This window comes from Micromonospora sp. L32 (assembly GCF_052068055.1).
Taxonomy (GTDB): Bacteria; Actinomycetota; Actinomycetes; order Mycobacteriales; family Micromonosporaceae; genus Micromonospora; species Micromonospora purpureochromogenes.
Genome location: NZ_JBQHDD010000001.1, coordinates 558,646 through 581,105, shown reverse-complemented (window position 1 = coordinate 581,105; position 22,460 = coordinate 558,646). Strand labels below are relative to the sequence as shown.

At 68.3% G+C, this 22,460-nt stretch carries 30 protein-coding genes; all 30 read right to left on the bottom strand.

Going from position 1 to position 22,460, the window contains the following annotated elements:
- Positions 1–26: 26 nt before the first annotated feature.
- Positions 27–680 carry an adenylate kinase gene (locus ACTMTB_RS02905; RefSeq protein WP_280836954.1) on the bottom strand — a complete coding sequence of 218 codons (654 nt, stop codon included), beginning with the start codon at positions 678–680 and terminating at the stop codon, positions 27–29.
- The gene (gene secY, locus ACTMTB_RS02900) at positions 681–2,009 is read right to left on the bottom strand and encodes a preprotein translocase subunit SecY (RefSeq protein ID WP_441142326.1); all 1,329 of its coding nucleotides are present in this window, start codon (positions 2,007–2,009) and stop codon (positions 681–683) included. It lies immediately after the preceding gene.
- Positions 2,010–2,242: 233 nt separating this feature from the next.
- Complete coding sequence (rplO, locus tag ACTMTB_RS02895) at positions 2,243–2,686, bottom strand: 50S ribosomal protein L15 (RefSeq protein ID WP_280836956.1); 444 nt, start codon at positions 2,684–2,686, stop codon at positions 2,243–2,245.
- Positions 2,686–2,868 carry a 50S ribosomal protein L30 gene (rpmD, locus tag ACTMTB_RS02890; RefSeq protein WP_074314584.1) on the bottom strand — a complete coding sequence of 61 codons (183 nt, stop codon included), beginning with the start codon at positions 2,866–2,868 and terminating at the stop codon, positions 2,686–2,688. Before rpmD ends, rplO begins: the two co-directional genes overlap by 1 nt.
- The gene (gene rpsE, locus ACTMTB_RS02885; RefSeq protein ID WP_154941824.1) at positions 2,868–3,482 is read right to left on the bottom strand and encodes a 30S ribosomal protein S5; all 615 of its coding nucleotides are present in this window, start codon (positions 3,480–3,482) and stop codon (positions 2,868–2,870) included. The genes rpmD and rpsE overlap by 1 nt, the downstream gene beginning before the upstream one ends.
- Positions 3,483–3,515: 33 nt before the next feature.
- The gene (rplR, locus tag ACTMTB_RS02880; RefSeq protein ID WP_030329901.1) at positions 3,516–3,905 is read right to left on the bottom strand and encodes a 50S ribosomal protein L18; all 390 of its coding nucleotides are present in this window, start codon (positions 3,903–3,905) and stop codon (positions 3,516–3,518) included.
- Positions 3,902–4,444: a 50S ribosomal protein L6 gene (gene rplF, locus ACTMTB_RS02875; RefSeq protein WP_154941823.1), complete on the bottom strand. Its 543-nt coding sequence runs from the start codon at positions 4,442–4,444 to the stop codon at positions 3,902–3,904. Before rplF ends, rplR begins: the two co-directional genes overlap by 4 nt.
- Before the next feature lie 16 nt (positions 4,445–4,460).
- Entirely contained in the window at positions 4,461–4,868 is a 408-nt protein-coding gene (rpsH, locus tag ACTMTB_RS02870) for a 30S ribosomal protein S8 (RefSeq protein WP_013288624.1), read from the bottom strand.
- A 72-nt stretch (positions 4,869–4,940) separates the two neighbouring features.
- Positions 4,941–5,126: a type Z 30S ribosomal protein S14 gene (locus ACTMTB_RS02865; protein WP_007465272.1), complete on the bottom strand. Its 186-nt coding sequence runs from the start codon at positions 5,124–5,126 to the stop codon at positions 4,941–4,943.
- Positions 5,127–5,130: 4 nt separating this feature from the next.
- A complete protein-coding gene (gene rplE / locus ACTMTB_RS02860; RefSeq protein WP_154941822.1) occupies positions 5,131–5,700 on the bottom strand; it encodes a 50S ribosomal protein L5 in 570 nt (189 codons plus the stop codon).
- The gene (gene rplX, locus ACTMTB_RS02855; RefSeq protein ID WP_207914040.1) at positions 5,700–6,020 is read right to left on the bottom strand and encodes a 50S ribosomal protein L24; all 321 of its coding nucleotides are present in this window, start codon (positions 6,018–6,020) and stop codon (positions 5,700–5,702) included. The genes rplE and rplX overlap by 1 nt, the downstream gene beginning before the upstream one ends.
- The gene (gene rplN, locus ACTMTB_RS02850; RefSeq protein WP_007465279.1) at positions 6,017–6,385 is read right to left on the bottom strand and encodes a 50S ribosomal protein L14; all 369 of its coding nucleotides are present in this window, start codon (positions 6,383–6,385) and stop codon (positions 6,017–6,019) included. Before rplN ends, rplX begins: the two co-directional genes overlap by 4 nt.
- A gap of 98 nt (positions 6,386–6,483) precedes the next feature.
- Positions 6,484–6,759: a 30S ribosomal protein S17 gene (gene rpsQ / locus ACTMTB_RS02845; protein ID WP_179801877.1), complete on the bottom strand. Its 276-nt coding sequence runs from the start codon at positions 6,757–6,759 to the stop codon at positions 6,484–6,486.
- Positions 6,756–6,992: a 50S ribosomal protein L29 gene (rpmC, locus tag ACTMTB_RS02840; RefSeq protein WP_013288628.1), complete on the bottom strand. Its 237-nt coding sequence runs from the start codon at positions 6,990–6,992 to the stop codon at positions 6,756–6,758. The genes rpsQ and rpmC overlap by 4 nt, the downstream gene beginning before the upstream one ends.
- Positions 6,992–7,417, bottom strand: a complete 426-nt coding sequence (gene rplP, locus ACTMTB_RS02835) for a 50S ribosomal protein L16 (RefSeq protein WP_073834927.1) — start codon at positions 7,415–7,417, stop codon at positions 6,992–6,994. The genes rpmC and rplP overlap by 1 nt, the downstream gene beginning before the upstream one ends.
- A 3-nt stretch (positions 7,418–7,420) precedes the next feature.
- Positions 7,421–8,290 (bottom strand): 30S ribosomal protein S3, encoded by an 870-nt coding sequence (rpsC, locus tag ACTMTB_RS02830; protein WP_088960256.1) that lies wholly within the window; start codon positions 8,288–8,290, stop codon positions 7,421–7,423.
- Entirely contained in the window at positions 8,290–8,748 is a 459-nt protein-coding gene (gene rplV, locus ACTMTB_RS02825) for a 50S ribosomal protein L22 (protein ID WP_088960255.1), read from the bottom strand. Before rplV ends, rpsC begins: the two co-directional genes overlap by 1 nt.
- A gap of 40 nt (positions 8,749–8,788) precedes the next feature.
- Entirely contained in the window at positions 8,789–9,070 is a 282-nt protein-coding gene (gene rpsS, locus ACTMTB_RS02820) for a 30S ribosomal protein S19 (RefSeq protein WP_007073032.1), read from the bottom strand.
- Positions 9,071–9,082: 12 nt separating this feature from the next.
- Positions 9,083–9,922, bottom strand: coding sequence for a 50S ribosomal protein L2 (rplB, locus tag ACTMTB_RS02815; RefSeq protein ID WP_088998353.1), 840 nt, complete (start codon positions 9,920–9,922; stop codon positions 9,083–9,085).
- 12 nt (positions 9,923–9,934) lie between these two features.
- Positions 9,935–10,237: a 50S ribosomal protein L23 gene (rplW, locus tag ACTMTB_RS02810; protein ID WP_073834931.1), complete on the bottom strand. Its 303-nt coding sequence runs from the start codon at positions 10,235–10,237 to the stop codon at positions 9,935–9,937.
- Positions 10,234–10,884, bottom strand: a complete 651-nt coding sequence (gene rplD / locus ACTMTB_RS02805; RefSeq protein WP_154941819.1) for a 50S ribosomal protein L4 — start codon at positions 10,882–10,884, stop codon at positions 10,234–10,236. Before rplD ends, rplW begins: the two co-directional genes overlap by 4 nt.
- The gene (gene rplC / locus ACTMTB_RS02800; protein WP_334569339.1) at positions 10,881–11,546 is read right to left on the bottom strand and encodes a 50S ribosomal protein L3; all 666 of its coding nucleotides are present in this window, start codon (positions 11,544–11,546) and stop codon (positions 10,881–10,883) included. The genes rplD and rplC overlap by 4 nt, the downstream gene beginning before the upstream one ends.
- Positions 11,547–11,557: 11 nt before the next feature.
- Positions 11,558–11,866 carry a 30S ribosomal protein S10 gene (gene rpsJ / locus ACTMTB_RS02795; protein ID WP_007073037.1) on the bottom strand — a complete coding sequence of 103 codons (309 nt, stop codon included), beginning with the start codon at positions 11,864–11,866 and terminating at the stop codon, positions 11,558–11,560.
- A 353-nt stretch (positions 11,867–12,219) separates the two neighbouring features.
- Positions 12,220–13,413: an elongation factor Tu gene (gene tuf / locus ACTMTB_RS02790; protein ID WP_334569340.1), complete on the bottom strand. Its 1,194-nt coding sequence runs from the start codon at positions 13,411–13,413 to the stop codon at positions 12,220–12,222.
- A gap of 222 nt (positions 13,414–13,635) precedes the next feature.
- Positions 13,636–15,732, bottom strand: coding sequence for an elongation factor G (gene fusA, locus ACTMTB_RS02785; RefSeq protein WP_346538166.1), 2,097 nt, complete (start codon positions 15,730–15,732; stop codon positions 13,636–13,638).
- Between the two features lie 75 nt (positions 15,733–15,807).
- On the bottom strand, positions 15,808–16,278 hold the full coding sequence (rpsG, locus tag ACTMTB_RS02780) for a 30S ribosomal protein S7 (protein ID WP_088647009.1): 471 nt from the start codon (positions 16,276–16,278) through the stop codon (positions 15,808–15,810).
- Between the two features lies 1 nt (position 16,279).
- A complete protein-coding gene (gene rpsL, locus ACTMTB_RS02775) occupies positions 16,280–16,654 on the bottom strand; it encodes a 30S ribosomal protein S12 (RefSeq protein ID WP_007465318.1) in 375 nt (124 codons plus the stop codon).
- Between the two features lie 470 nt (positions 16,655–17,124).
- Positions 17,125–17,547, bottom strand: coding sequence for a hypothetical protein (locus tag ACTMTB_RS02770; protein ID WP_441142620.1), 423 nt, complete (start codon positions 17,545–17,547; stop codon positions 17,125–17,127).
- A 493-nt stretch (positions 17,548–18,040) separates the two neighbouring features.
- On the bottom strand, positions 18,041–18,409 hold the full coding sequence (locus ACTMTB_RS02765) for a hypothetical protein (protein ID WP_154941815.1): 369 nt from the start codon (positions 18,407–18,409) through the stop codon (positions 18,041–18,043).
- Between the two features lie 118 nt (positions 18,410–18,527).
- Entirely contained in the window at positions 18,528–22,415 is a 3,888-nt protein-coding gene (locus tag ACTMTB_RS02760; RefSeq protein WP_441142325.1) for a DNA-directed RNA polymerase subunit beta', read from the bottom strand.
- Positions 22,416–22,460: the final 45 nt, after the last annotated feature.

Here is a 22,460-nt window from a genome sequence, read left to right as displayed (position 1 = left end):
TCTATCCGCCGGAGCCCGGCAGGACCTCAGCCGCCGTACGACCGCAGCGCGTCGATGGCGCGGACCGTGACGTCCTCCACCGGCCCGGTGGCGTCGATCCCGACCAGCTTGTTCTGGGCGCCGTAGTAGTCGACCAGCGGCGCCGTCTTCTCGGCGTACTCCCGCAGGCGGGCCGCGATCGTCTCCGGCTTGTCGTCGTCCCGCTGGAACAGCTCGGCACCACAGCGGTCGCAGATGCCCTCGCGGGTGGTGGCGTCGAACTCGACGTGCCAGATCTTGCCGCAGCCGCGGCAGGTGCGCCGGCCGGAGAGCCGCCGGATCACCTCGTCGTCGTCGACGACCAGCTCCAGCACCAGGTCCAGCGCGGTGCCGAGGTCCGCGAGGAGCTTGTCCAGCGCGGCGGCCTGCGGCGTCGTCCGCGGGAAGCCGTCGAGCAGGAAGCCGTCGGCGGCGTCCGGCTCGGCGAGCCGGTCCCGGACCATGTTGATGGTGACCTCGTCCGGGACCAGCTTGCCGGCGTCCATGTACCGCTTGGCCTCGACACCCAACGGCGTGCCCTGCGAGACGTTCGCCCGGAAGATGTCACCGGTCGAGATCTTCGGCACCGAGAGGTGTGCGGCGATGAATTCCGCCTGCGTGCCCTTGCCCGCGCCCGGCGGGCCAACCAGAACGAGTCGCATCTACCGCAGGAACCCTTCGTAGTTCCGCTGCATGAGTTGGCTCTCGATCTGCTTCACGGTCTCGAGACCGACGCCGACCATGATGAGCACAGCGGTGCCGCCGAACGGGAAGTTCTGGAACTGCTGGCTGTTCAGCCAGATGAAGAAGAAGTTCGGCAGGATCGCGACGACGCCCAGGTAGAGCGCGCCCGGCAGGGTGATCCGGCTGAGGATGAAGTCCAGGTAGTCGGCGGTCGGCTTGCCGGGGCGGATGCCCGGCACGAAGCCGCCGTACTTCTTCATGTTGTCCGCGACCTCGGTCGGGTTGAACGTGATCGACACGTAGAAGTACGTGAAGAAGATGATCAACAGGAAGTAGAGCGCGATGTAGATCGGGCTGCTCGGGTCGACCAGGTTGTTCTGGATCCAGGCCTGGGTCTTGCCCGGGTCGGTCTGGTCGAAGAACTGCAGCGCCAGCTGCGGCAGGTAGAGCAGCGACGAGCCGAAGATGACCGGGATCACACCCGCCTGGTTGACCTTCAGCGGGATGTAGGTCGAGGTGCCGCCGTACATCCGCCGGCCGATCATCCGCTTGGCGTACTGCACCGGGATGCGGCGCTGCGCCTGCTCGATGAAGCAGACCGCGGTGATGACCAGCAGCACCAGCACGAGCACCAGGCCGAACTTGGCCCAGCCCTCGTTGGTCTTGATCTTCCAACCCTCGCTGGGGAGGCGGGCCGCGATCGAGGTGAAGATGAGGACGGACATGCCGTTGCCGACGCCGCGGTCGGTGATCAGCTCACCGAGCCACATCACCATGCCGGTGCCGGCGGTCATCGTCATGACCAGGATGGACAGGGTGAGCCAGTTCGGGATGCCGGTGCCCTCAGGCACGATCGGGAACTGGTCGCAGCGGTTCTGGAACAGCTGCCCGGAGCGGGCCAGCGCCACGAAGGCCGACGACTGGAGGATGCCCAGCCCGAGGGTCAGGTAGCGGGTGTACTGGGTGATCTTCGCCTGGCCGGCCTGGCCCTCCTTGCGGAGGTGCTCCAGCCGCGGGATGACCACGGTGAGCAGCTGCAGGATGATCGACGCGGTGATGTAGGGCATGATGCCCAGCGCGAAGACCGAGAGCTGCAGCAGTGCGCCGCCGGAGAAGAGGTCCAGCAGGTTCAGCACTCCGGTGCTCTGACCCTGGAGGGTGTCGAGGCACTTCTGCACGTTGCCGTACGAGACGCCGGGGCTGGGCAGAGTGGCGCCGAGCCGGTAGACCGCGATGATGCCTACTGTGAACAGCAGCTTCTTGCGCAGGTCAGGCGTACGGAACGCACTGAGAAAGGCGGACAGCAACTTCTTCCTCCTGCGCGAGGCGGGCCGCCGGTGATCCCTGGCGGGGGCGGGGTGGGTGCCGGGCGAGTGCCCGATATCCATAGCTGGGAAGGGACTCTAACAGCCCGCTCCCGGTCCGGGCAGATGTGCCCGGCTACATAAACCGAATCCGATGTTACTCGGCGCACACATGCCTGGTAGACCACGGCGCCCGCCCAGTTGGGGACAACTGAGCGGGCGCCATGGGTCGTGCCTTACAGCTCGGTGACGGAGCCACCGGCAGCGGTGATCTTCTCCTTGGCCGACGCGCTGAACCCGTGCGCCGACACCTGGAGGGCCACACCGCCGAGGTCGCCGGTGCCGAGGACCTTGACCGGCTGGCCCTTGCGGACCGCGCCGACCTCGACCAGCTCCTGCGGGCCGACCTGGCCGCCGTTCGGGAAGAGCTCGGCGAGCCGGTCCAGGTTGACCACCTGGAAGACGACCTTGAACTTGTTCTTGAAGCCCTTCATCTTCGGCAGGCGCATGTGGATGGGCATCTGCCCACCCTCGAACGACGCCGGGATGTTCTTGCGGGCCTTGGAACCCTTGGTACCGCGACCGGCGCTCTTGCCCTTGGAGCCCTCACCGCGACCCACCCGGGTCTTCGCGGTCTTGGCACCCGGGGCCGGGCGCAGGTGGTGAACCTTGATCGTCATTACTCGACCTCCTCGACCTTCACGAGGTGGTTGACCGTGAAGATCATGCCGCGAATCTCGGGCCGGTCCTCCTTGACCACCACGTCGTTGATCCGCTTCAGACCGAGCGAACGCAGCGAATCACGCTGGTTCTGCTTGGTGCCGATGCCAGACCGGACCTGGGTGACCTTCAGGCGTGCCATCAGGACGCCACCCCCGCCCGCGACGCCAGCATGGCGGCCGGCGCGACGTCCTCCACCGGCAGACCACGACGGGTCGCGACGGCCTCGGGGGACTCGAGCCCCTTCAGCGCCGCCACCGTGGCGTGCACGATGTTGATCGGGTTCGACGAGCCGAGGCTCTTGGAGAGCACGTCGTGGATGCCCGCGCACTCCAGCACGGCACGCACCGGGCCACCGGCGATGACACCGGTACCGGCCGACGCCGGCTTGAGCAGCACGACGCCGGCAGCGGCCTCGCCCTGCACCGGGTGCGGGATCGACTGGCCGATCCGCGGCACCTTGAAGAAGTGCTTCTTGGCCTCCTCGACACCCTTGGCGATCGCCGCGGGCACCTCCTTGGCCTTTCCGTAGCCCACGCCGACCGTGCCGTCGCCGTCGCCCACGATCACCAGGGCGGTGAAGCTGAAGCGACGACCACCCTTCACGACCTTGGCGACGCGGTTGATCGCGACGACCCGCTCGAGGTGCGGGGTCTTCTCGACGGGCGCGTTTCCGCGGCCGCCCTCACGGCGGTTGTCGCGGCGACCACCCTCGTTGCCACCGGACCCGCCGCCACGGCGCTGTTGACCTGGCATCAGCAGCCTTCCTTATCTCTCGTGACGGGGTTTCTAGAACTCGAGCCCGGCTTCGCGGGCGGCGTCGGCAAGCGCGGCGACCCGCCCCGCGTACCGGTTGCCACCGCGGTCGAAGACGACCTTGGAGACGCCGGCGGCCTTGGCGCGCTCGGCGAGCAGGGCGCCGACCTTGCCGGCCAGGGCGCTCTTGTCGCCCTCCGCACCACGCAGCGACGCGTCCAGGGTCGAGGCCGACGCCAGGGTGTGACCCTTGGTGTCGTCCACGATCTGGGCGACCATGTGCCGCAGGGAGCGGGTGACCACCAGGCGGGGACGCTCGGCGGTGCCGCTGACGTTCTTGCGGACCCGGAAGTGCCGGCGCGCACGCCCGACGGCACGCTTGGCGGCGACGCCGCGGCGGCGCTTGAGCAGCGTGGCGCTCACTTCTTACCTGCCTTTCCAGCCTTGCGGCGGATGACCTCGCCCTGGTACTTCACGCCCTTGCCCTTGTAGGGCTCCGGCGGGCGGATCTTCCGGATGTTGGCGGCGACCTCACCGACCTGCTGCTTGTCGATGCCGGCCACGTGGAACAGCGTCGGCTTCTCCACCGTGAAGGTGATGCCGTCCGGAGCCGGCACCAGCACCGGGTGCGAGAACCCGAGCGCGAACTCGAGGTCCTTGCCCTTGGCGGTGACGCGGTAACCGGTACCGGCGATCTCCAGGCTCTTGCGGTAGCCCTCGGTCACACCGACGATCATGTTGGCGACCAGGGTACGGCTGAGGCCGTGCAGTTCCTTGGCCTTGCGCTCGTCGTTCGGCCGGTTGACGTGCACCTGGCCGTCCTCGCCACGCTCCGCCGTGATCGGCTCGGCGAGCGTGTGCGACAGCTCGCCCTTGGGGCCCTTGACCTTCACGGTCTGGCCGTCGATCGTGATGTCGACGCCGGCCGGTACCGGGATCGACTTACGTCCAATACGCGACATTTCTACCTGTCTCCCGTTACCAGACGAAGGCGAGGACTTCCCCGCCAACGCTCCGCTTGCGGGCCTGCCGGTCGGTGAGCAGCCCCTGGGACGTCGAAATGATCGCCACGCCCAGCCCGCCGAGCACCCGCGGGAGCCCGTCCGACTTGGCGTACACCCGGAGACCGGGCTTGGACACGCGCTTGATGCCGGCCAGGCTCCGCTCGCGGTTCTGGCCGTACTTCAGCTCGACGACCAGTCGCTTGCCGACGGCGCCCTCCTCGGGCTCCTCGACCGACCAGGTGGCGATGTAACCCTCGGCCTTGAGGACCTCGGCGATGTTCGCCTTGATCTTCGAGTAGGGCATCGTCACCCGGTCGTGGTACGCCTGGTTGGCGTTACGCAGACGCGTGAGCATGTCTGCGATCGGGTCGGTCATCGTCATGAATTCGTCAGCCTTTCTCGCCGGGGTTCCCGGGGCGTTCCGCCCCGGGCCTACGGCGAAGAGCAATAGCTATTACCAGGAAGCCTTGGACACGCCGGGCAGCTCACCGCGGTGGGCCATCTCCCGGATGCACACCCGGCAGAGACCGAACTTGCGGTAGACCGCCTTCGGACGCCCGCACCGCTGGCAGCGGGTGTACGCGCGAACCGAGAACTTCGGCTTCGCGGCCGCCTTGATGATCAGCGCCTTCTTGGCCATTCGCTCAGTTCTCCTTGAACGGGAAGCCCAGGAGCTTGAGCAGCGCCCGGCCCTCGTCGTCGGTCGTGGCGGTCGTGACCACCGTGATGTCCATGCCCCGCTGGCGATCGATCTTGTCCTGGTCGATCTCGTGGAACACCGACTGCTCGGTCAGACCGAACGTGTAGTTGCCGTGCCCGTCGAGCTTGCGCCCGTCGAGACCGCGGAAGTCGCGGATACGCGGGAGGGCGATCGACAGCAGCCGGTCCAGGAACTCCCACATCCGGTCGCCGCGCAGGGTCACCTTCGCACCGATCGGCATGCCCTCACGCAGCTTGAACTGCGCGATGGACTTGGTCGCCCGCCGCACCTGCGGCTTCTGGCCGGTGATCGTGGCGAGGTCGCGGACCGCGCCGTCGATCAGCTTGGCGTCGCGAGCAGCCTCGCCGACACCCATGTTGACGACGATCTTGACCAGCCGCGGAACCTGCATGGGGTTCGCGTAGCTGTGCTGCTCCTGCAGCTGCGCCACGATCTCGTTACGGTACCGCTCCTTGAGGCGCGGCATGGTCTTGGTTTCGGTAGCCGTGGTCATCACAGGTCCTTACCGGTGCTACGCGCGATGCGGACCTTCTGGCCGTTGTCGTCGATCCGGTACCCGACGCGGGTCGGGTTCCCGTCGGAGTCCAGGACCTGCACGTTGGAGACGTGGATCGGGGCCTCCTGGGTGACGATGCCACCGGTCTTGGCGCCACGCTGGGTGGTGCTGATGCGGGTGTGCTTCTTGACCCGGTTCACGCCCTCGACCAGGACCTTGTCCTGCCGCGGGTAGGCCGCGATGACCTTGCCCTTGGCACCCTTGTCCTTGCCGGCGATGACGACGACCGTGTCGCCCTTCTTGACCTTCACGGTCACAACACCTCCGGCGCGAGAGAGATGATCTTCATGAACCGCTTGTCCCGCAGCTCCCGACCCACCGGGCCGAAGATACGGGTACCGCGCGGGTCCCCGCCGTCCTTGATGATGACGGCGGCGTTCTCGTCGAAGCGGATGTACGAGCCGTCCGGCCGCCGCCTCTCCTTGGCGGTGCGGACGACGACGGCCTTGACGACGTCGCCCTTCTTGACACCGGCACCCGGGATCGCGTCCTTGACCGTGGCCACGATGACGTCGCCGATGCTCGCGTAGCGCCGACCGGAGCCACCGAGAACCCGGATGCACAGGATCTCCCGGGCACCCGTGTTGTCGGCGACGCGCAGTCGCGACTCCTGCTGAATCACGTCTATCTCCTATGTCTGCCGGTTCTCCGGCCGCCCGGAGGCGGCCGGAGCCTGGCGGAACGTGCGCCCGACCGATACCGGCCGAGCTCGAGCCTTCGCTACTTGGCCTTCTCGAGGATCTCCACGAGCCGCCACCGCTTGGTGGCGGAGAGCGGCCGGGTCTCCATGATCAGGACCCGGTCGCCGATACCGGCCGAGTTCTGCTCGTCGTGCACCTTCAGCTTGCGGGTACGGCGCATGATCTTGCCGTACAGCGCGTGCTTGACCCGGTCCTCGACCTCGACCACGACGGTCTTTTCCATCTTGTCGCTGACCACGAGGCCCTCACGCACCTTACGGCGGGCCCGCGCGGCGGCGGTGGTGTTCTCGCTCATGATGCAGTCACCTCAGTCGGCGCGGCCGAGAGACCCAGCTCGCGCTCACGCATGATCGTGTAGATCCGGGCGATCTCCCGACGGATGACCTGCAGCCGCCGGTTGTTGTCCAGCTGCCCGGTTGCGGCCTGCACGCGGAGGTTGAACAGCTCCGCCTTGGCCTCACGCAGCTTCGTGACCAGCTCCTCCTCGGAGAGCTCACGCAGCTCGGAAGGCTTGACGCCCGCTGCCATCAGGATTCACCCACTTCGCGCGTAACAATGCGGCACTTCATCGGGAGCTTGTGGATCGCGCGACGCATCGCCTCTCGCGCGATCTGCTCGTTGGGGAAGGACATCTCGAAGAGAACCCGCCCCGGCTTGACGTTGGCGACCCACCACTCGGGCGAGCCCTTACCGGAACCCATGCGGGTTTCCGCCGGCTTCTTGGTGAGGGCCTGGTCCGGGAAGATCGTGATCCAGACCTTGCCACCACGCTTGATGTGGCGGGTCATCGCGATACGGGCCGACTCGATCTGGCGGTTGGTCACGTACGCCGGCTCGAGAGCCTGGATCCCGAACTCGCCGAACACCACCCGGTTACCACCCTTGGACGCGCCGTGGCGGTCCGGGTGGTGCGGCTTGCGGAAGCCCTTCGGGGGCTTGCGCGGCATCAGCATCTGTCAGCCCTCCTGCTGCGTTTCTGCCGGAGCAGCCGCGGCCGAGGCGACAGCAGCACTGTCGATCGGCTCGCCACTCGGCGTCTCGGCCTGCTGAGCGATGGTGGTCGCAGCAGCCCGGCCGGCCTCGGTGCCGCCGGCGGTCGTGCCGGACGAACCCGACCGGCCACGGCGCGGCCGCTCGGGGCGGTCGCCGCGGTCACGGCGCGGGCGGGACGGACCGGCCTCGGCCGGAGCCTCCCGGCCCGGGACGGCGTCGCCCTTGTAGATCCAGACCTTCACGCCGATCCGGCCGAAGGTGGTACGGGCCTCGAAGAAGCCGTACTCGATGTTGGCCCGCAGCGTGTGCAGCGGGACGCGACCCTCGCGGTAGAACTCGGTCCGGCTCATCTCGGCACCGCCGAGACGACCCGACACCTGGACCCGGATGCCCTTGCAGACCGGGTTCTTCATCGCCGACTGCATCGCCTTGCGCATCGCCCGACGGAAGCTGACCCGGCTGGAGAGCTGCTCGGCGACGCCCTGGGCGACCAGCTGCGCGTCCGACTCGGGGTTCTTCACCTCGATGATGTTCAGCTGCACCTGCTTGCCGGTGAGCTTCTCCAGCTCGCCGCGGATCCGGTCGGCCTCCGCACCCTTGCGGCCGATGACGATGCCCGGCCGGGCGGTGTGGATGTCCACGCGGACCCGGTCACGGGTGCGCTCGATGTCGACCTTGGAAATGCCGGCACGCTCGAGGCCCTTGGACATCATCCGGCGGATCTTGACATCCTCGCCGATGTAGTCCTTGTAGAGCTTGTCCGCGAACCAGCGGGACTTCCAGTCGGTCGAGATGCCGAGCCGGAACCCAGTGGGGTGAACCTTCTGACCCATTACTCGGCGCCCTCCGTCTTGCTCTCCGTCTCAGCGGCCTCGGCCTGCTTCGCCGGGGCGGCCTTCTTCGCGGCGGCCTTCTTCGGCGCAGCCGGCGCGACCGCCTCGACCGCCACGGTGATGTGGCAGGTGCGCTTGCGGATCCGGTACGCCCGGCCCTGCGCCCGCGGCCGGAACCGCTTCATGGTCGGGCCCTCGTCGACGAACGCCTCGCTGACGAGCAGCGCGTCGGGGTCCAGCCGCTCGTTGTTCTCCGCGTTGGCGATCGCGCTCGCGAGCACCTTGTACACCTGCTCGCTCGCAGCCTGCGGCGCGAACTGCAGCACCGTGAGCGCCTCCTTCGCGGGCAGGCCGCGGACGAGGTTGACCACCCGGCGCGCCTTCATCGGCGAGATGCGCACGTGCCGCGCAACCGCCCGCGCGCCCGGAAGCACCGGAGCGTCGCCCTTTCCTGGCATCGCTGTAACCCCTTGTTCCTCTATCCGTATGCCCGCGGCGTCAGCGCCGACGGCTCTTCCGGTCGTCCTTCTCGTGACCCTTGAAAGTGCGGGTCAGCGCGAACTCGCCGAGCTTGTGCCCGACCATCGCCTCGGTCACGAACACCGGGACGTGCTTGCGTCCGTCGTGCACGGCGATCGTGTGACCCAGCATCTCCGGGATGATCGTCGAGCGCCGCGACCAGGTCTTGATGACGTTCTTCGAGCCCTTGTCGTTCTGCGTCTCCACCTTCTTGAGCAGGTGGTCGTCGACGAACGGGCCCTTCTTCAGGCTGCGAGGCATGTCTTATCTCCCTCAGCCGCGCTTACGCGTGGCGTAGCGACGGCGGACGATCAGCCGGTCACTCGGCTGGCCCTTACGACGGGTGCGGCCCTCGGGCTTACCCTGCGGGTTGACCGGGTGGCGACCGCCGGAGGTCTTACCCTCACCACCACCGTGCGGGTGGTCGACCGGGTTCATCGCCACACCACGGACGGTCGGGCGCTTGCCCTTCCACCGCATGCGGCCGGCCTTGCCCCAGTTGATGTTCGACTGGTCGGCGTTGCCGATCTCGCCGATGCTGGCGCGGCAGCGCACGTCCACCCGCCGGATCTCACCGGACGGCATGCGGAGGGTCGCGTACACACCCTCACGGCCGAGCAGCTGGATGCCGACGCCGGCCGAGCGGGCCAGCTTGGCGCCGCCGCCCGGACGAAGCTCCACGTTGTGGATCGTCGTACCGACCGGGATGTTGCGCAGCGGCAGGTTGTTGCCCGGCTTGATGTCGGCACCCGGACCGGACTCGACGCGGTCGCCCTGCTTCAGGTCCTTCGGCGCGATGATGTACCGCTTCTCGCCGTCGGCGTAGTGCAGCAGCGCGATGCGCGCGGTGCGGTTCGGGTCGTACTCGATGTGCGCGACCTTCGCCGGCACGCCGTCCTTGTCGACCCGCTTGAAGTCGATCAGGCGGTACTGCCGCTTGTGGCCGCCACCGTGGTGCCGGGTGGTGATCCGGCCGTGGGCGTTGCGTCCGCCCTTCTTCGGCAGCGGAGCCAGCAGCGACTTCTCGGGCGTCGACCGGGTGATCTCGGCGAAGTCGGCGACGCTGGAGCCACGTCGGCCCGGCGTCGTCGGCTTGTACTTACGGATAGCCATTGTCTACACCCCTCAGCTGACCGGGCCGCCGAAGGCCTCGATACGGTCACCGTCAGCCAGCTTCACGATCGCCCGCTTGGTCGCCTTGCGCTGACCGAAGCCGGTCTTGGTGCGCTTGCGCTTGCCCTCGCGGTTGAGCGTGTTGACCGTCAGGACGCGGACGTTGAAGATCTGCTGGATAGCGATCTTGATCTCGGTCTTGTTGGCGTCCGGGTGCACCAGGAAGGTGTACCAGTTCCGGTTCAGCTCGCTGTAGCTCTTCTCCGAGACGACCGGCGCGACGATGATGTCGCGCGGATCGGCGATCGTGCTCACTTGCCACCCTCCTCGGTGGTCTCGGCGGGAACGCCCAGGAACTCGTCGAGGGCCTCCTTGGTGAAGACCACGTCGTCGGCCACCAGCACGTCGTACGTGTTGAGCTGGCCGGCCTCGATCAGGTGCACCCGCGGCTCGTTGCGCAGCGACACCCAGTTCAGCTCGTCGGCGCTGCTCAGCACGACCAGGACCCGACGGGCCTCGGTCAGCTTCGCCAGCGTGGCCAGAGCGGCCTTGGTCGACGGCTTCTCGCCCGAGACGAAGGCCTCGACGACGTGCACCTGGCCGGCGCGCGCCCGGTCGGAGAGGGCGCCACGCAGGGCGGCGGCCTTCATCTTCTTGGGGGTGCGCTGGCTGTAGTCGCGCGGGACCGGGCCGTGCACCACGCCACCGCCGGCGAACTGCGGCGCGCGGATCGAGCCCTGCCGGGCACGACCGGTGCCCTTCTGCTTGTACGGCTTCTTGCCGCCACCGGCGACCTCGCCGCGGGTCTTGACCTTGTGCGTGCCCTGCCGGGCCGCCGCGAGCTGGGCCACCACGACCTGGTGCATCAGCGCGAGGTTGGCCTGGACGTCGAAGATGTCGGCCGGCAGCTCGACGGAGCCGCTCTTGGCGCCCTCGACGTTGCGGACGTCAACGGTGGTCACTTGGCCGCACCGCCCTTCTTCACCTTGGTCTTGGCCGCGGTACGGACCAGGACCAGCGCGCCCTTGGGGCCGGGGATGGCACCACGGACGAGCAGGAGGTTGTTCTCGGTGTCGACCGCCTGGACGGTCAGGTTCTGGACGGTGTAGCGCACGCCACCCATCCGGCCCGCCATCCGGGTGCCCTTGAAGACGCGACCCGGGGTGGCGCAGGCGCCGATGGAGCCCGGCGAGCGGTGCTTGCGCTCCACACCGTGGCTGGCGCGCAGACCGTGGAAGCCGTGCCGCTTCATCGGGCCGGCGTAGCCCTTGCCCTTGGTCTTGCCGGTGACGTCGATGGCGACGCCGGCCGGGAACTGCTCGACCGTGACCTCCTGGCCCAGCGAGTAGTCCGCGGCGTCCGCGGTGCGCAGCTCGACGATGTGCCGGCGCGGCGCCACGTCCGCCTTCGCGTAGTGCCCGCCCAGCGGCTTCTTGACCTTGCGCGGGTCGATCGTGCCGTAGGCGAGCTGGACCGCGGAGTAACCGTCCTTCTCGGCGCTACGAACCTGGCTGACGACGCACGGGCCGGCCTGAACCACGGTCACCGGGACAACGCGGTTGTTGTCCCAGACCTGGGTCATGCCGAGCTTTGCGCCCAGGATCCCCTTGACTTGCCTGTCCATTTGTCCGGTCCCTACAGCTTGATCTCGATGTCGACGCCAGCCGGCAGGTCGAGGCGCATGAGCGAGTCGACCGTCTTCGGGGTCGGGTCGATGATGTCGATCAGCCGCTTGTGCGTGCGCATCTCGAAGTGCTCGCGCGAGTCCTTGTACTTGTGCGGCGAGCGGATAACGCAGAAACGGTTGATCTCCGTGGGCAGCGGCACCGGGCCTGCGACCTGCGCCCCGGTACGCGTCACCGTCTCGACGATCTTCCGAGCCGAGGAGTCGACGACCTCGTGGTCATAGGCCTTGAGCCGGATGCGGATCTTCTGTCCCGCCATGGTGGCTTCTGTTCCTTCTCTCGATGCCGCTGTGTTGCGGGCGCCTGTACCGGCTGGTACAGGCCCACTTCGCCGACCCCCGCGGTCGGGCGTGTCGCGCCCTGGGGTCAGGCTCCGCCCCGGGACTCCGGAGCGGTTCTTGAACCACGCGGTGGGTCAAGGCGCCGATCGCATCACAGCGATCTGGACGCCGTGCGAGGGTGGTTGACCGCCAGGGGCGATCAACCACCCTACGCGCGACTGTTGGTCTCCCGGAGGTCCAGCTTTCACCGGACGCAGGTGACTAACCGTCGTTACGCAACCTGACTAGTATGCCGCACGACCGGCGGCGACGCTAATCGGGGTTACCCAGCTCACTTGAGGATGTTGGTGACGCGACCAGCGCCGACCGTACGACCACCCTCGCGGATCGCGAACTTGAGGTTCTCCTCCATGGCGATCGGCTGGATCAGCTTCACGGTCATGGTGGTGTTGTCGCCCGGCATGACCATCTCGGTGCCCTCGGGCAGCGTGACGACGCCGGTGACGTCCGTGGTCCGGAAGTAGAACTGCGGACGGTAGTTCTGGAAGAACGGGGTGTGCCGGCCGCCCTCCTCCTTGGAGAGGATGTAGACCGTCGCCTCGAACTCGGTGTGCGGGGTGCTGGTGCCCGGCTTGATGACAACCATGCCGCGCTCGACGTCCTCGCGCTTGATGCCGCGCAGCAGCAGACCGACGTTCTCACCCGCGCGGGCCTCGTCGAGCAGCTTGCGGAACATCTCGATGCCGGTGCAGGTGGTCTTCATCGACTTCTCGCGGATGCCGACGATCTCCACCTCCTCGTTCGGCTTGAGGATGCCGCGCTCGGCCCGACCGGTGACGACGGTGCCACGACCGGTGATCGTGAAGACGTCCTCGATCGGCATGAGGAACGGCTTCTCGGTCTCGCGCTCCGGCTGCGGGATCGCGGTGTCGACAGCGTTCATCAGGTCCAGGAGCTTGCCGGTCCACTCGGGGTCACCCTCGAGGGCCTTCAGCGCCGAGACCCGGACGACCGGCAGGTCGTCACCCGGGTACTCCTGCGCCGACAGCAGCTCGCGGACCTCGAGCTCGACGAGCTCCAGGAGCTCCTCGTCGTCGACCATGTCGCTCTTGTTGAGCGCCACGACGATGTACGGCACACCGACCTGACGGGCCAGCAGCACGTGCTCGCGGGTCTGCGGCATCGGGCCGTCGGTCGCCGCCACCACCAGGATCGCGCCGTCCATCTGCGCGGCACCGGTGATCATGTTCTTGATGTAGTCGGCGTGACCGGGGCAGTCGACGTGCGCGTAGTGACGCGCCTCGGTCTGGTACTCGACGTGCGCGATGGAGATCGTGATGCCGCGGGCCTTCTCCTCCGGCGCCTTGTCGATCTCGTCGAACGGCGTGTACGGGTTCAGGTCCGGGAACTGGTCGTGCAGGACCTTGGTGATGGCCGCCGTCAGCGTCGTCTTACCGTGGTCGATGTGACCAATGGTGCCGATGTTGACGTGCGGCTTAGTCCGCTCGAACTTCGCCTTCGCCACTGGTGTCCTCCTGTGGACTTCTTGGTTCGTTCGCCCCGGCGCGCCGATTGGCGCTTAGGACTCTGTCGACAGCCTTTCCGGCCTGGCGGCCGGAGAGCTTTGGTGGGTTCTGCGGCGATGAAGCCTACAGGCCCGGTCTCACACAACCCGATCGAGGTGGCCGCGGGCGGGGAGTGCCCTCCCGCGACCAGCCTCGAACCATCGGATCAACTCAGGTGAGCGTCACTCACCAGTCGCCTTGGCGATGATCTCCTTCGCCACGCTCTGCGGAACCTCGGCGTAGGAGTCGAACTGCATGCTGTAGCTAGCCCGGCCCTGGGTCTTCGACCGCAGGTCGCCGACGTAGCCGAACATCTCCGACAGCGGCACCAGGGCCCGGACGATACGAGCGCCGCTGCGCTCCTCCATCGCCTGGATGATGCCGCGCCGGGAGTTGAGGTCGCCGATGACGTCACCCATGTTCTCCTCCGGAGTGGTGACTTCAACGGCCATCATCGGCTCGAGGAGCGCGGGGTCGGCCTTGCGGGCCGCCTCCTTCATCACCATCGAGCCGGCGATCTTGAATGCCATTTCCGACGAGTCGACCTCGTGGTACTGGCCGTCCAGCAGCGTCAGCTTGACACCCACCAGCGGGAAGCCGGCGAGGATGCCGTACTGCATCGCGTCCTGGGCACCCGCGTCCACCGAGGGGATGAACTCCCGGGGGATGCGGCCACCGGTGACGGCGTTCGCGAACTCGTAGGTCGGCGAGTCGTTGTCCAGCGGCAGCGGCTCGACGCTCACGATCACGCGGGCGTACTGGCCGGAACCACCGGTCTGCTTCTTGTGGGTGTACTCGATCTTCTCCACCTTGCGGCGGATCGTCTCGCGGTACGCCACCTGCGGCTTGCCGATGTTCGCCTCGACGTTGAACTCGCGGCGCATCCGGTCGACCAGGATGTCCAGGTGCAGCTCGCCCATGCCGGAGATGACCGTCTGACCGGTCTCCTCGTCCAGCTTGACGCGGAAGGTCGGGTCCTCCTCGGCCAGCCGCTGGATGGCGGTGCTGAGCTTCTCCTGGTCGGCCTTGGTCTTCGGCTCGATCGCGACCTCGATGACCGGCTCCGGGAAGGTCATCGACTCCAGGATGACCGGGTTCGCCGGGTCGCAGAGGGTGTCACCGGTGGTGGTCTGCTTGAGACCCTGCACCGCGATGATGTCGCCAGCCTGGGCCGAGCTGCGCTCTTCCCGCTTGTTGGCGTGCATCTGGTAGATCTTGCCGATCCGCTCCTTGCGGTCCTTGGTGGAGTTGACCACCTGGGTACCGGTCTCGACCACGCCGGAGTAGACCCGGACGTAGGTGAGCTTGCCGAGGTGCTTGTCGGTCTGGATCTTGAAGGCCAGGCCGGAGAAGGGCTCCGACTTGGACGGCTTCCGCTGCAGCGGGGTCTCGCCGTCGGTGGCCGTACCCTCGATCGCCGGAACGTCCAGCGGCGACGGCAGGAAGTCGACGACGGCGTCGAGCATGGGCTGCACGCCCTTGTTCTTGAACGCCGAGCCGCAGAGCACCGGGTTGGCCTTGCTGGCGATGGTGGCCCGACGGATGGCGGCCTTGATCTCCTCGACGGAGATCTCCTCGCCCTCCAGGTACTTCTCCATCACCGAGTCGTCGACGTCGGCCAGGGTCTCCATCAGCTTCTCGCGCCACTCCGCCGCGGAGTCGGCCAGCTCGGCCGGGATCTCCTCGATGGCGTAGTCCTCACCCTTCTGGGTCTCCCCGCGCCAGGTGAGGGCGCGCATGCCGATCAGGTCGACGACGCCGATGTGGTCGCCCTCGAGGCCGATCGGGATCTGGAGCACCAGCGGGGTGGCGTTGAGCCGGTCGATCATCATCTGCACGCAGCGGAAGAAGTCGGCACCGGTCCGGTCGAGCTTGTTGACGAAGCACATCCGGGGGACGTGGTACTTGTCGGCCTGACGCCAGACGTTCTCCGTCTGCGGCTCCACGCCGGCGACACCGTCGTAGACCGCGACCGCACCGTCCAGCACCCGCAGCGACCGCTCGACCTCGACCGTGAAGTCGACGTGACCGGGCGTGTCGATGATCTGGATCGTGTGGCCCTTCCACTCACACTTGGTGGCAGCGGAGGTGATGGTGATACCACGCTCCTGCTCCTGCTCCATCCAGTCCATGACGGCAGCGCCCTCGTGGACCTCACCGATCTTGTACGTGATACCGGTGTAGAACAGGATCCGCTCGGTGGTCGTGGTCTTACCGGCATCGATGTGCGCCATGATGCCGATGTTGCGTACGTTGGCGAGCGCGTCTGCGGCGGCCACTTCAATCCCTACTTATCGTCGTCTCGACTCAACTGGTGGCGGTTCCGGCGCCGGTCCGGCGCCGGAACCAGGGTGTTACCAGCGGTAGTGCGCGAAGGCCTTGTTGGACTCCGCCATCTTGTGCGTGTCCTCGCGCCGCTTGACGGCGGCACCCAGACCGTTGCTCGCGTCCAGCAGCTCGTTCATCAGCCGCTCGACCATGGTCTTCTCACGACGGGCCTTGGAGTACGTCACCAGCCAGCGCAGACCGAGCGTGGTCGCGCGGGCCGGACGCACCTCGACCGGCACCTGGTAGGTCGCGCCACCGACACGGCGGCTGCGGACCTCGAGGGTCGGCTTGACGTTGTCCATCGCGCGCTTGAGCGTGACGACCGGGTCGGTGCCGCTCTTCTCGCGGCAGCCCTCCAGGGCGGCGTACACGATGCGCTCGGCGAGCTGACGCTTACCGCGCATCAGGATCTTGTTCACCAGCTGGGTGACCAACGGCGAGTTGTACACCGGGTCAGCGACCAGCGGCTTCCGCGGAGCGGGTCCCTTACGCGGCATGTCAGCTCTTCTCCTTCTTCGCGCCGTACCGGCTGCGCGCCTGCTTGCGGTTGCGGACACCCTGGGTGTCCAGCGAACCGCGGACGATCTTGTAACGCACGCCGGGGAGGTCCTTCACCCGGCCGCCGCGGACGAGCACGATCGAGTGCTCCTGCAGGTTGTGACCGACGCCCGGGATGTAGGCGGTCACCTCGATCTGGCTGCTGAGCTTGACACGAGCGACCTTGCGGAGCGCCGAGTTCGGCTTCTTGGGGGTGGTGGTGTACACGCGGGTGCACACACCGCGCCGCTGAGGGGAACCCTTCAGCGCCGGGGTCTTCGTCTTGGTCGTCTTGGCCTGGCGGCCCTTTCGGACCAGCTGCTGGATGGTGGGCACCGGGTTTCTCCGCTCCCTTCGGCCGCTGTCGCGGCCGCGCCGTCTGCTCGTTAGCCGACCTGATGGACGGCTCTCCTACATTCCGACCAGGGCCACCTCACGGAGGTCCCGGCACCCGCGGTCGGGCGTGTCGCCCAGCTCACGGTCCCGGTGCCGTCGCTCGCGCGTCGCACCGGGTTCTGTTCGCCGGCACGCGGTGGACCGTGCGCCGGGTCTTGGACTGTGTCGTACGGCCGCTCGATCGCCGGATGAACCGGGACCCGCGCACGCACGAGTTGCCCGGGCGGGCCCGGGCACAAGGGGAAAGAGTACCTACCACAGCCTCGCAGGTCAAAACGGAATGGTCCGGCGGATCTCAAACCCCGCCGGTCGCCCGCCCCGTGGCGCCTGCTCGCCCGTGCTGGGCACCTACGGCTCCAAGTGTACCGGCTGCCCTCGGAAGCGGCCCGTCGCCCCCGCCGCGACCGCCGTCACCCGAACTGCAGCAGCAACGCCAGCCCCAGGCCCGCCAGGCAGAGCAGCAGACCCGTCGCCCCGCAGCTGATCCCGGCCGTGGCGAGCCCTCGCCCGGTGAACCGGACCGCCGGCGGCGGCGCCGCCCGCCGGATCTGCCACCGGGCCAGCAGCCCGGCCACGATCGCGGCCGCCCCGGCCAGCGCGCCCGGCACGGTGAACGCCCCGGCCGCCCAGGCCCCGCCGTACCGCGCCGCCCCGACACCGAAGCAGACCACCAGCACCGACACCAGGATCGACACCACCCCGGCCACCAGCGAGCCCACCGCCGGACCGGAGGTCACCGCCGGCACGTCGAGATGGACCACCCCGAAAGGGGTACCCGGTACCGCGTCGACCCGCTTGGGCGGTTTGGGCGCCTCCCGCGGCGGCGGGGGCAGCCACCCCGGACCGGGCGGCCACCCGCCCCCCGGCGCCCCACCGAGGTACGCCCCCGCCGGAGACGCCCCCGGGTACGGCCCGGCCACCTGACCCGACTGCCCCGGCGACAACTGCCCGGGGTGACCACCGAAGGGCTGACCCGGCGACAACTGCCCGGGGTGCGACGGCGCCGGCGGCGACGCGTACCCGATGGGGTTGGCCTCCGGCGGCGTGCCGGCGCCCGGGGTCGACCGGTCGCCCGTGGCGGCCCCCTGCGCCGACCAGGGCGAGACCTCGGGAACGGCGGTCGCGGGCGGGGCGGCACCGGCGGAACCGGGCGCGCCCGTCTCCGGGGGCCCGGCGGGCTGGCCGCCCGGGTCGGCTCCCGACGGCGGCGCCGGTTCCGTCACGTGGTCCTCCTGTCGACAAGCCAGATCCCTCGCCGCGCGACGGACACCGGCCAGGCTACCGTCGGCGCGCACCGCCCCGCAGGGCCCGCGCGAGCACCGGCGCTCAGTCCACGTTCGGGGCGTAGTCCTGCCCGAACGGAGCGTCGGCCAGCCGGACCACGCCGATCACCACCAGCGTCACCACGGCGACCGCGACCAGCACCAGACCCGCCCAGGCCAGCCGCTCCCCCTGCCGCAGCCAGGCCGCACCGGTGAGGTACCCGCCGGAGGCGTACGCCTCCCGCCGGGCCTGCCGGGCGAGCTGGAGCGCCACCGTCGCGGGCACCACCCCGCCGACGAAGAGCCCGGTCAGCGCCCCGATCAGGCCCAGCGCGAAGACGGCGCGGGCCTTCGTCGCGGGCGCCGGGTCGGGGTCGAGCGGGTGGCGTGGCGGCTGGTGCGCCACGGGCAGCTGCCCGGGAGCGGTCGTCATACCCCCATCATGCCCGCCGGCGCACGCCGGGACCGGCCACCTCGGCCCCGAAGGCCGGCCCACCCCCGAACACGACGAGGCCCCCGGCGGTCACGCCGGGGGCCTCGTCGGTCACTGCTTAGCGGTACGACCCGAAGTCGAAGTCGTCCAGCGGCACAGCCTGCCCGCTGGCCGGCCCGAAGCCGTAGTCGGTCTCCGGGTAGCCGGTCATCGAGTAGACCTTGGCCTTCGCTTCCTCGGTCGGCTCCACCCGGACGTTGCGGTACTTGCTGATGCCCGTACCGGCCGGGATGAGCTTACCGATGATCACGTTCTCCTTGAGGCCGACGAGCGAGTCGCTGCGCGAGTTGATCGCCGCGTCGGTCAGCACCCGGGTGGTCTCCTGGAAGGAGGCCGCCGAGAGCCAGGAGTCGGTGGCCAGCGAGGCCTTGGTGATACCCATCAGCACCGGGCGACCGGCGGCGGGCTCGCCACCCTCGCCGACGAGCCGGCGGTTCTCCGACTCGAACAGCGCCCGGTCGACCAGCACGCCCGGCAGGAACTCGGTCGAGCCGGAGTCGATGACCGTCACCCGCTTGAGCATCTGGCGGATGATGATCTCGATGTGCTTGTCGTGGATGAGCACACCCTGCGAGCGGTAGACCTCCTGGACCTCCTGGGTCAGGTGGACCTGGACCGCGCGCGGGCCGAGGATGCGGAGCAGCTCGTGCGGGTCGATGGTGCCCTCGGTGAGCTTCTCGCCGACCTCGACGTGGTCCCCGTCGTGGGTCCGCAGCTTGACCCGCTTGGAGATCTTGTCGTAGACGATCTCTTCGCTGCCGTCGTCCGGCACCACGATGATCTTCCGGGACCGCTCGCCGTCCTCGATCCGGACCCGGCCCGGGGTGTCGGCGATGGGCGCCTTGCCCTTCGGGATCCGGGCCTCGAAGATCTCCTGGACACGGGGCAGACCCTGGGTGATGTCCTCACCCGCGACACCACCGGTGTGGAAGGTACGCATCGTCAGCTGCGTACCCGGCTCACCGATCGACTGGGCGGCGATGATGCCGACCGCCTCGCCGATGTCGACCGACTTGCCGGTCGGCAGCGAGCGGCCGTAGCAGGCCGCGCAGACGCCCAGCTTCGACTCGCAGGTGAGCACGCTGCGCACCCGGACCGTCTCCACCCCGGCGGCGACGATCTTGTCGACCAGGATCGAGTTGAGGTCCTGACCGCGCTGCGCCACCACGTTGCCGTCCGGCCCCTTGATGTCGTCGGCCAGGGTCCGGGCGTGCACGCTGGTCTCGGCGTGCGTGTGCACGACCAGCTTGCTGTCCAGCCGCTCGCCGATCTGCATCGGGATCGCCCGGTCGGTGCCGCAGTCCTCCTCGCGGATGATCACGTCCTGCGAGACGTCCACCAGACGACGGGTCAGGTAACCCGAGTCGGCGGTCCGCAGCGCGGTGTCGGCGAGACCCTTACGGGCACCGTGCGTGGAGATGAAGTACTCCAGCACGGACAGACCCTCCCGGTAGCTGGCCTTGATCGGCCGCGGGATGATCTCGCCCTTCGGGTTGGCCACCAGACCACGGATCGCCGCGATCTGCCGGAGCTGGAGCAGGTTACCGCGGGCACCCGAGTGGATCATCTTCCACAGCGGGTTCTCCTGCGGCAGCGCGGTGTCCATCTCCTTGGCGACCTCGTTGGTCGCCTTGGTCCAGATCTCGATGAGCTCGCCGCGACGCTCCTCGGCGGTCATCAGACCACGCTGGTACTGCTTGTCGATCTGGTCGGCGTCCTTCTCGTACCGCGCCAGGATCTCCCGCTTGCGCGGCGGCGCGATGACGTCCTCCATGCCGATGGTGACGCCGGACCAGGTGGCCCAGTGGAAACCGGCCTCCTTGAGCCCGTCCAGGGTGGCCGCGAGAGCCACCTTCGGGAAGCGCTCGGCGAGGTCGTTGACGATCGCGGAGAGCTGGCCCTTGCGGATCTCGTAGTTCACGAAGCGGTAGCCCTGCGGCAGCGTCTCGTTGAACAGGACCCGGCCCAGCGTGGTCTCCACGGTCAGCGGCTCGCCCTCGGCCCAGCCCTCGGGCGCGACCCACGGCTCGGCGCCGGCGCCGTTGTCGACACCGACCACACCGCGCAGCCGGATCTTGACCGGGGTCTGCAGGTGCAGCTCGCCGCTGTCGAACGCCATCCGCGCCTCGGCGTCCGAGCTGAACGCCCGGCCCTCGCCCTTGCCACCCGGAGTGAGGTGGGTGAGGTGGTAGAGACCGATGACCATGTCCTGGGTGGGCATGGTGACCGGCTTGCCGTCGGCCGGCTTGAGGATGTTGTTCGACGACAGCATCAGGATCCGCGCCTCGGCCTGGGCCTCGGCGGACAGCGGCACGTGCACCGCCATCTGGTCACCGTCGAAGTCCGCGTTGAACGCGGTGCAGACGAGCGGGTGGATCTGGATCGCCTTGCCCTCGACCAGCTGCGGCTCGAAGGCCTGGATGCCCAGGCGGTGCAGGGTCGGCGCGCGGTTCAGCAGCACCGGGTGCTCGCCGATGACCTCTTCCAGCACGTCCCACACGACCGGCCGCTGCCGCTCGACCATCCGCTTGGCGGACTTGATGTTCTGCGCGTGGTTGAGGTCCACCAGCCGCTTCATCACGAACGGCTTGAACAGCTCCAGCGCCATCTGCTTGGGCAGGCCGCACTGGTGCAGCTTCAGCTTCGGGCCGACCACGATGACCGAACGGCCGGAGTAGTCGACGCGCTTGCCGAGCAGGTTCTGGCGGAACCGGCCCTGCTTGCCCTTGAGCATGTCCGACAGCGACTTGAGCGGGCGGTTACCCGGACCGGTGACCGGCCGGCCGCGACGGCCGTTGTCGAACAGCGCGTCGACGGCCTCCTGGAGCATCCGCTTCTCGTTGTTGACGATGATCTCGGGCGCGCCGAGGTCGATCAGCCGCTTGAGGCGGTTGTTCCGGTTGATCACGCGGCGGTACAGGTCGTTCAGGTCGGAGGTCGCGAAGCGGCCACCGTCGAGCTGCACCATCGGGCGCAGGTCCGGCGGGATGACCGGGACGCAGTCCAGCACCATGCCGAGCGGCGAGTTGCGGGTGTTCAGGAACGCCGCGACGACCTTGAGCCGCTTGAGCGCCCGGATCTTCCGCTGGCCCTTGCCGGAGCGGATGGTCTCGCGCAGGCTCTCGGCCTCGGCGTCGAGGTCCATGTTCTGGACCAGCGCCTTGATGGCCTCGGCGCCCATGCCGCCGGTGAAGTACTCGCCGAACCGGTCGCGCAGCTCGCGGTAGAGCAGCTCGTCGGTGACCAGCTGCTTCGGCTCCAGCTTGCGGAAGGTGTCCAGCACCTCGTCGAGGCGGTCGATCTCGCGCTGGGCCCGGTCGCGGATCTGGCGCATCTCGCGCTCTCCGCCCTCCTTGACCTTGCGCCGGACGTCCGCCTTGGCACCCTCGGCCTCCAGCTCGGCCAGGTCGGCCTCGAGCTTGGCGGCCCGCTTCTCGATCTCCGAGTCGCGGCTGTTCTCGGACTGCCGCTTCTCGGCCAGGATCTCGTTCTCGATGGTCGAGAGGTCACGGTGACGCGACTCGGCGTCCACGCTCGTCACGACGTACGAGGCGAAGTAAATGATCTTCTCGAGGTCCTTGGGGGCGAGGTCCAGCAGGTAGCCCAGCCGGCTCGGCACGCCCTTGAAGTACCAGATGTGGGTCACCGGAGCGGCCAGCTCGATGTGCCCCATCCGCTCACGACGGACCTTGGAACGGGTCACCTCGACGCCGCAGCGCTCGCAGATGATGCCCTTGAAGCGGACCCGCTTGTACTTACCGCAGTAGCACTCCCAGTCCCGCTGCGGACCGAAGATCTTCTCGCAGAAGAGCCCGTCCTTTTCCGGCTTCAGGGTGCGGTAGTTGATCGTCTCAGGCTTCTTGACCTCACCGTGCGACCACTGACGGATGTCGTCGGCGGTGGCGAGGCCGATGCGCAGCTCGTCGAAGAAGTTGACGTCGAGCACTATGTCCCCTATGTCGTCGTCTGTACTGCTAGCTAGTGGGTGGGG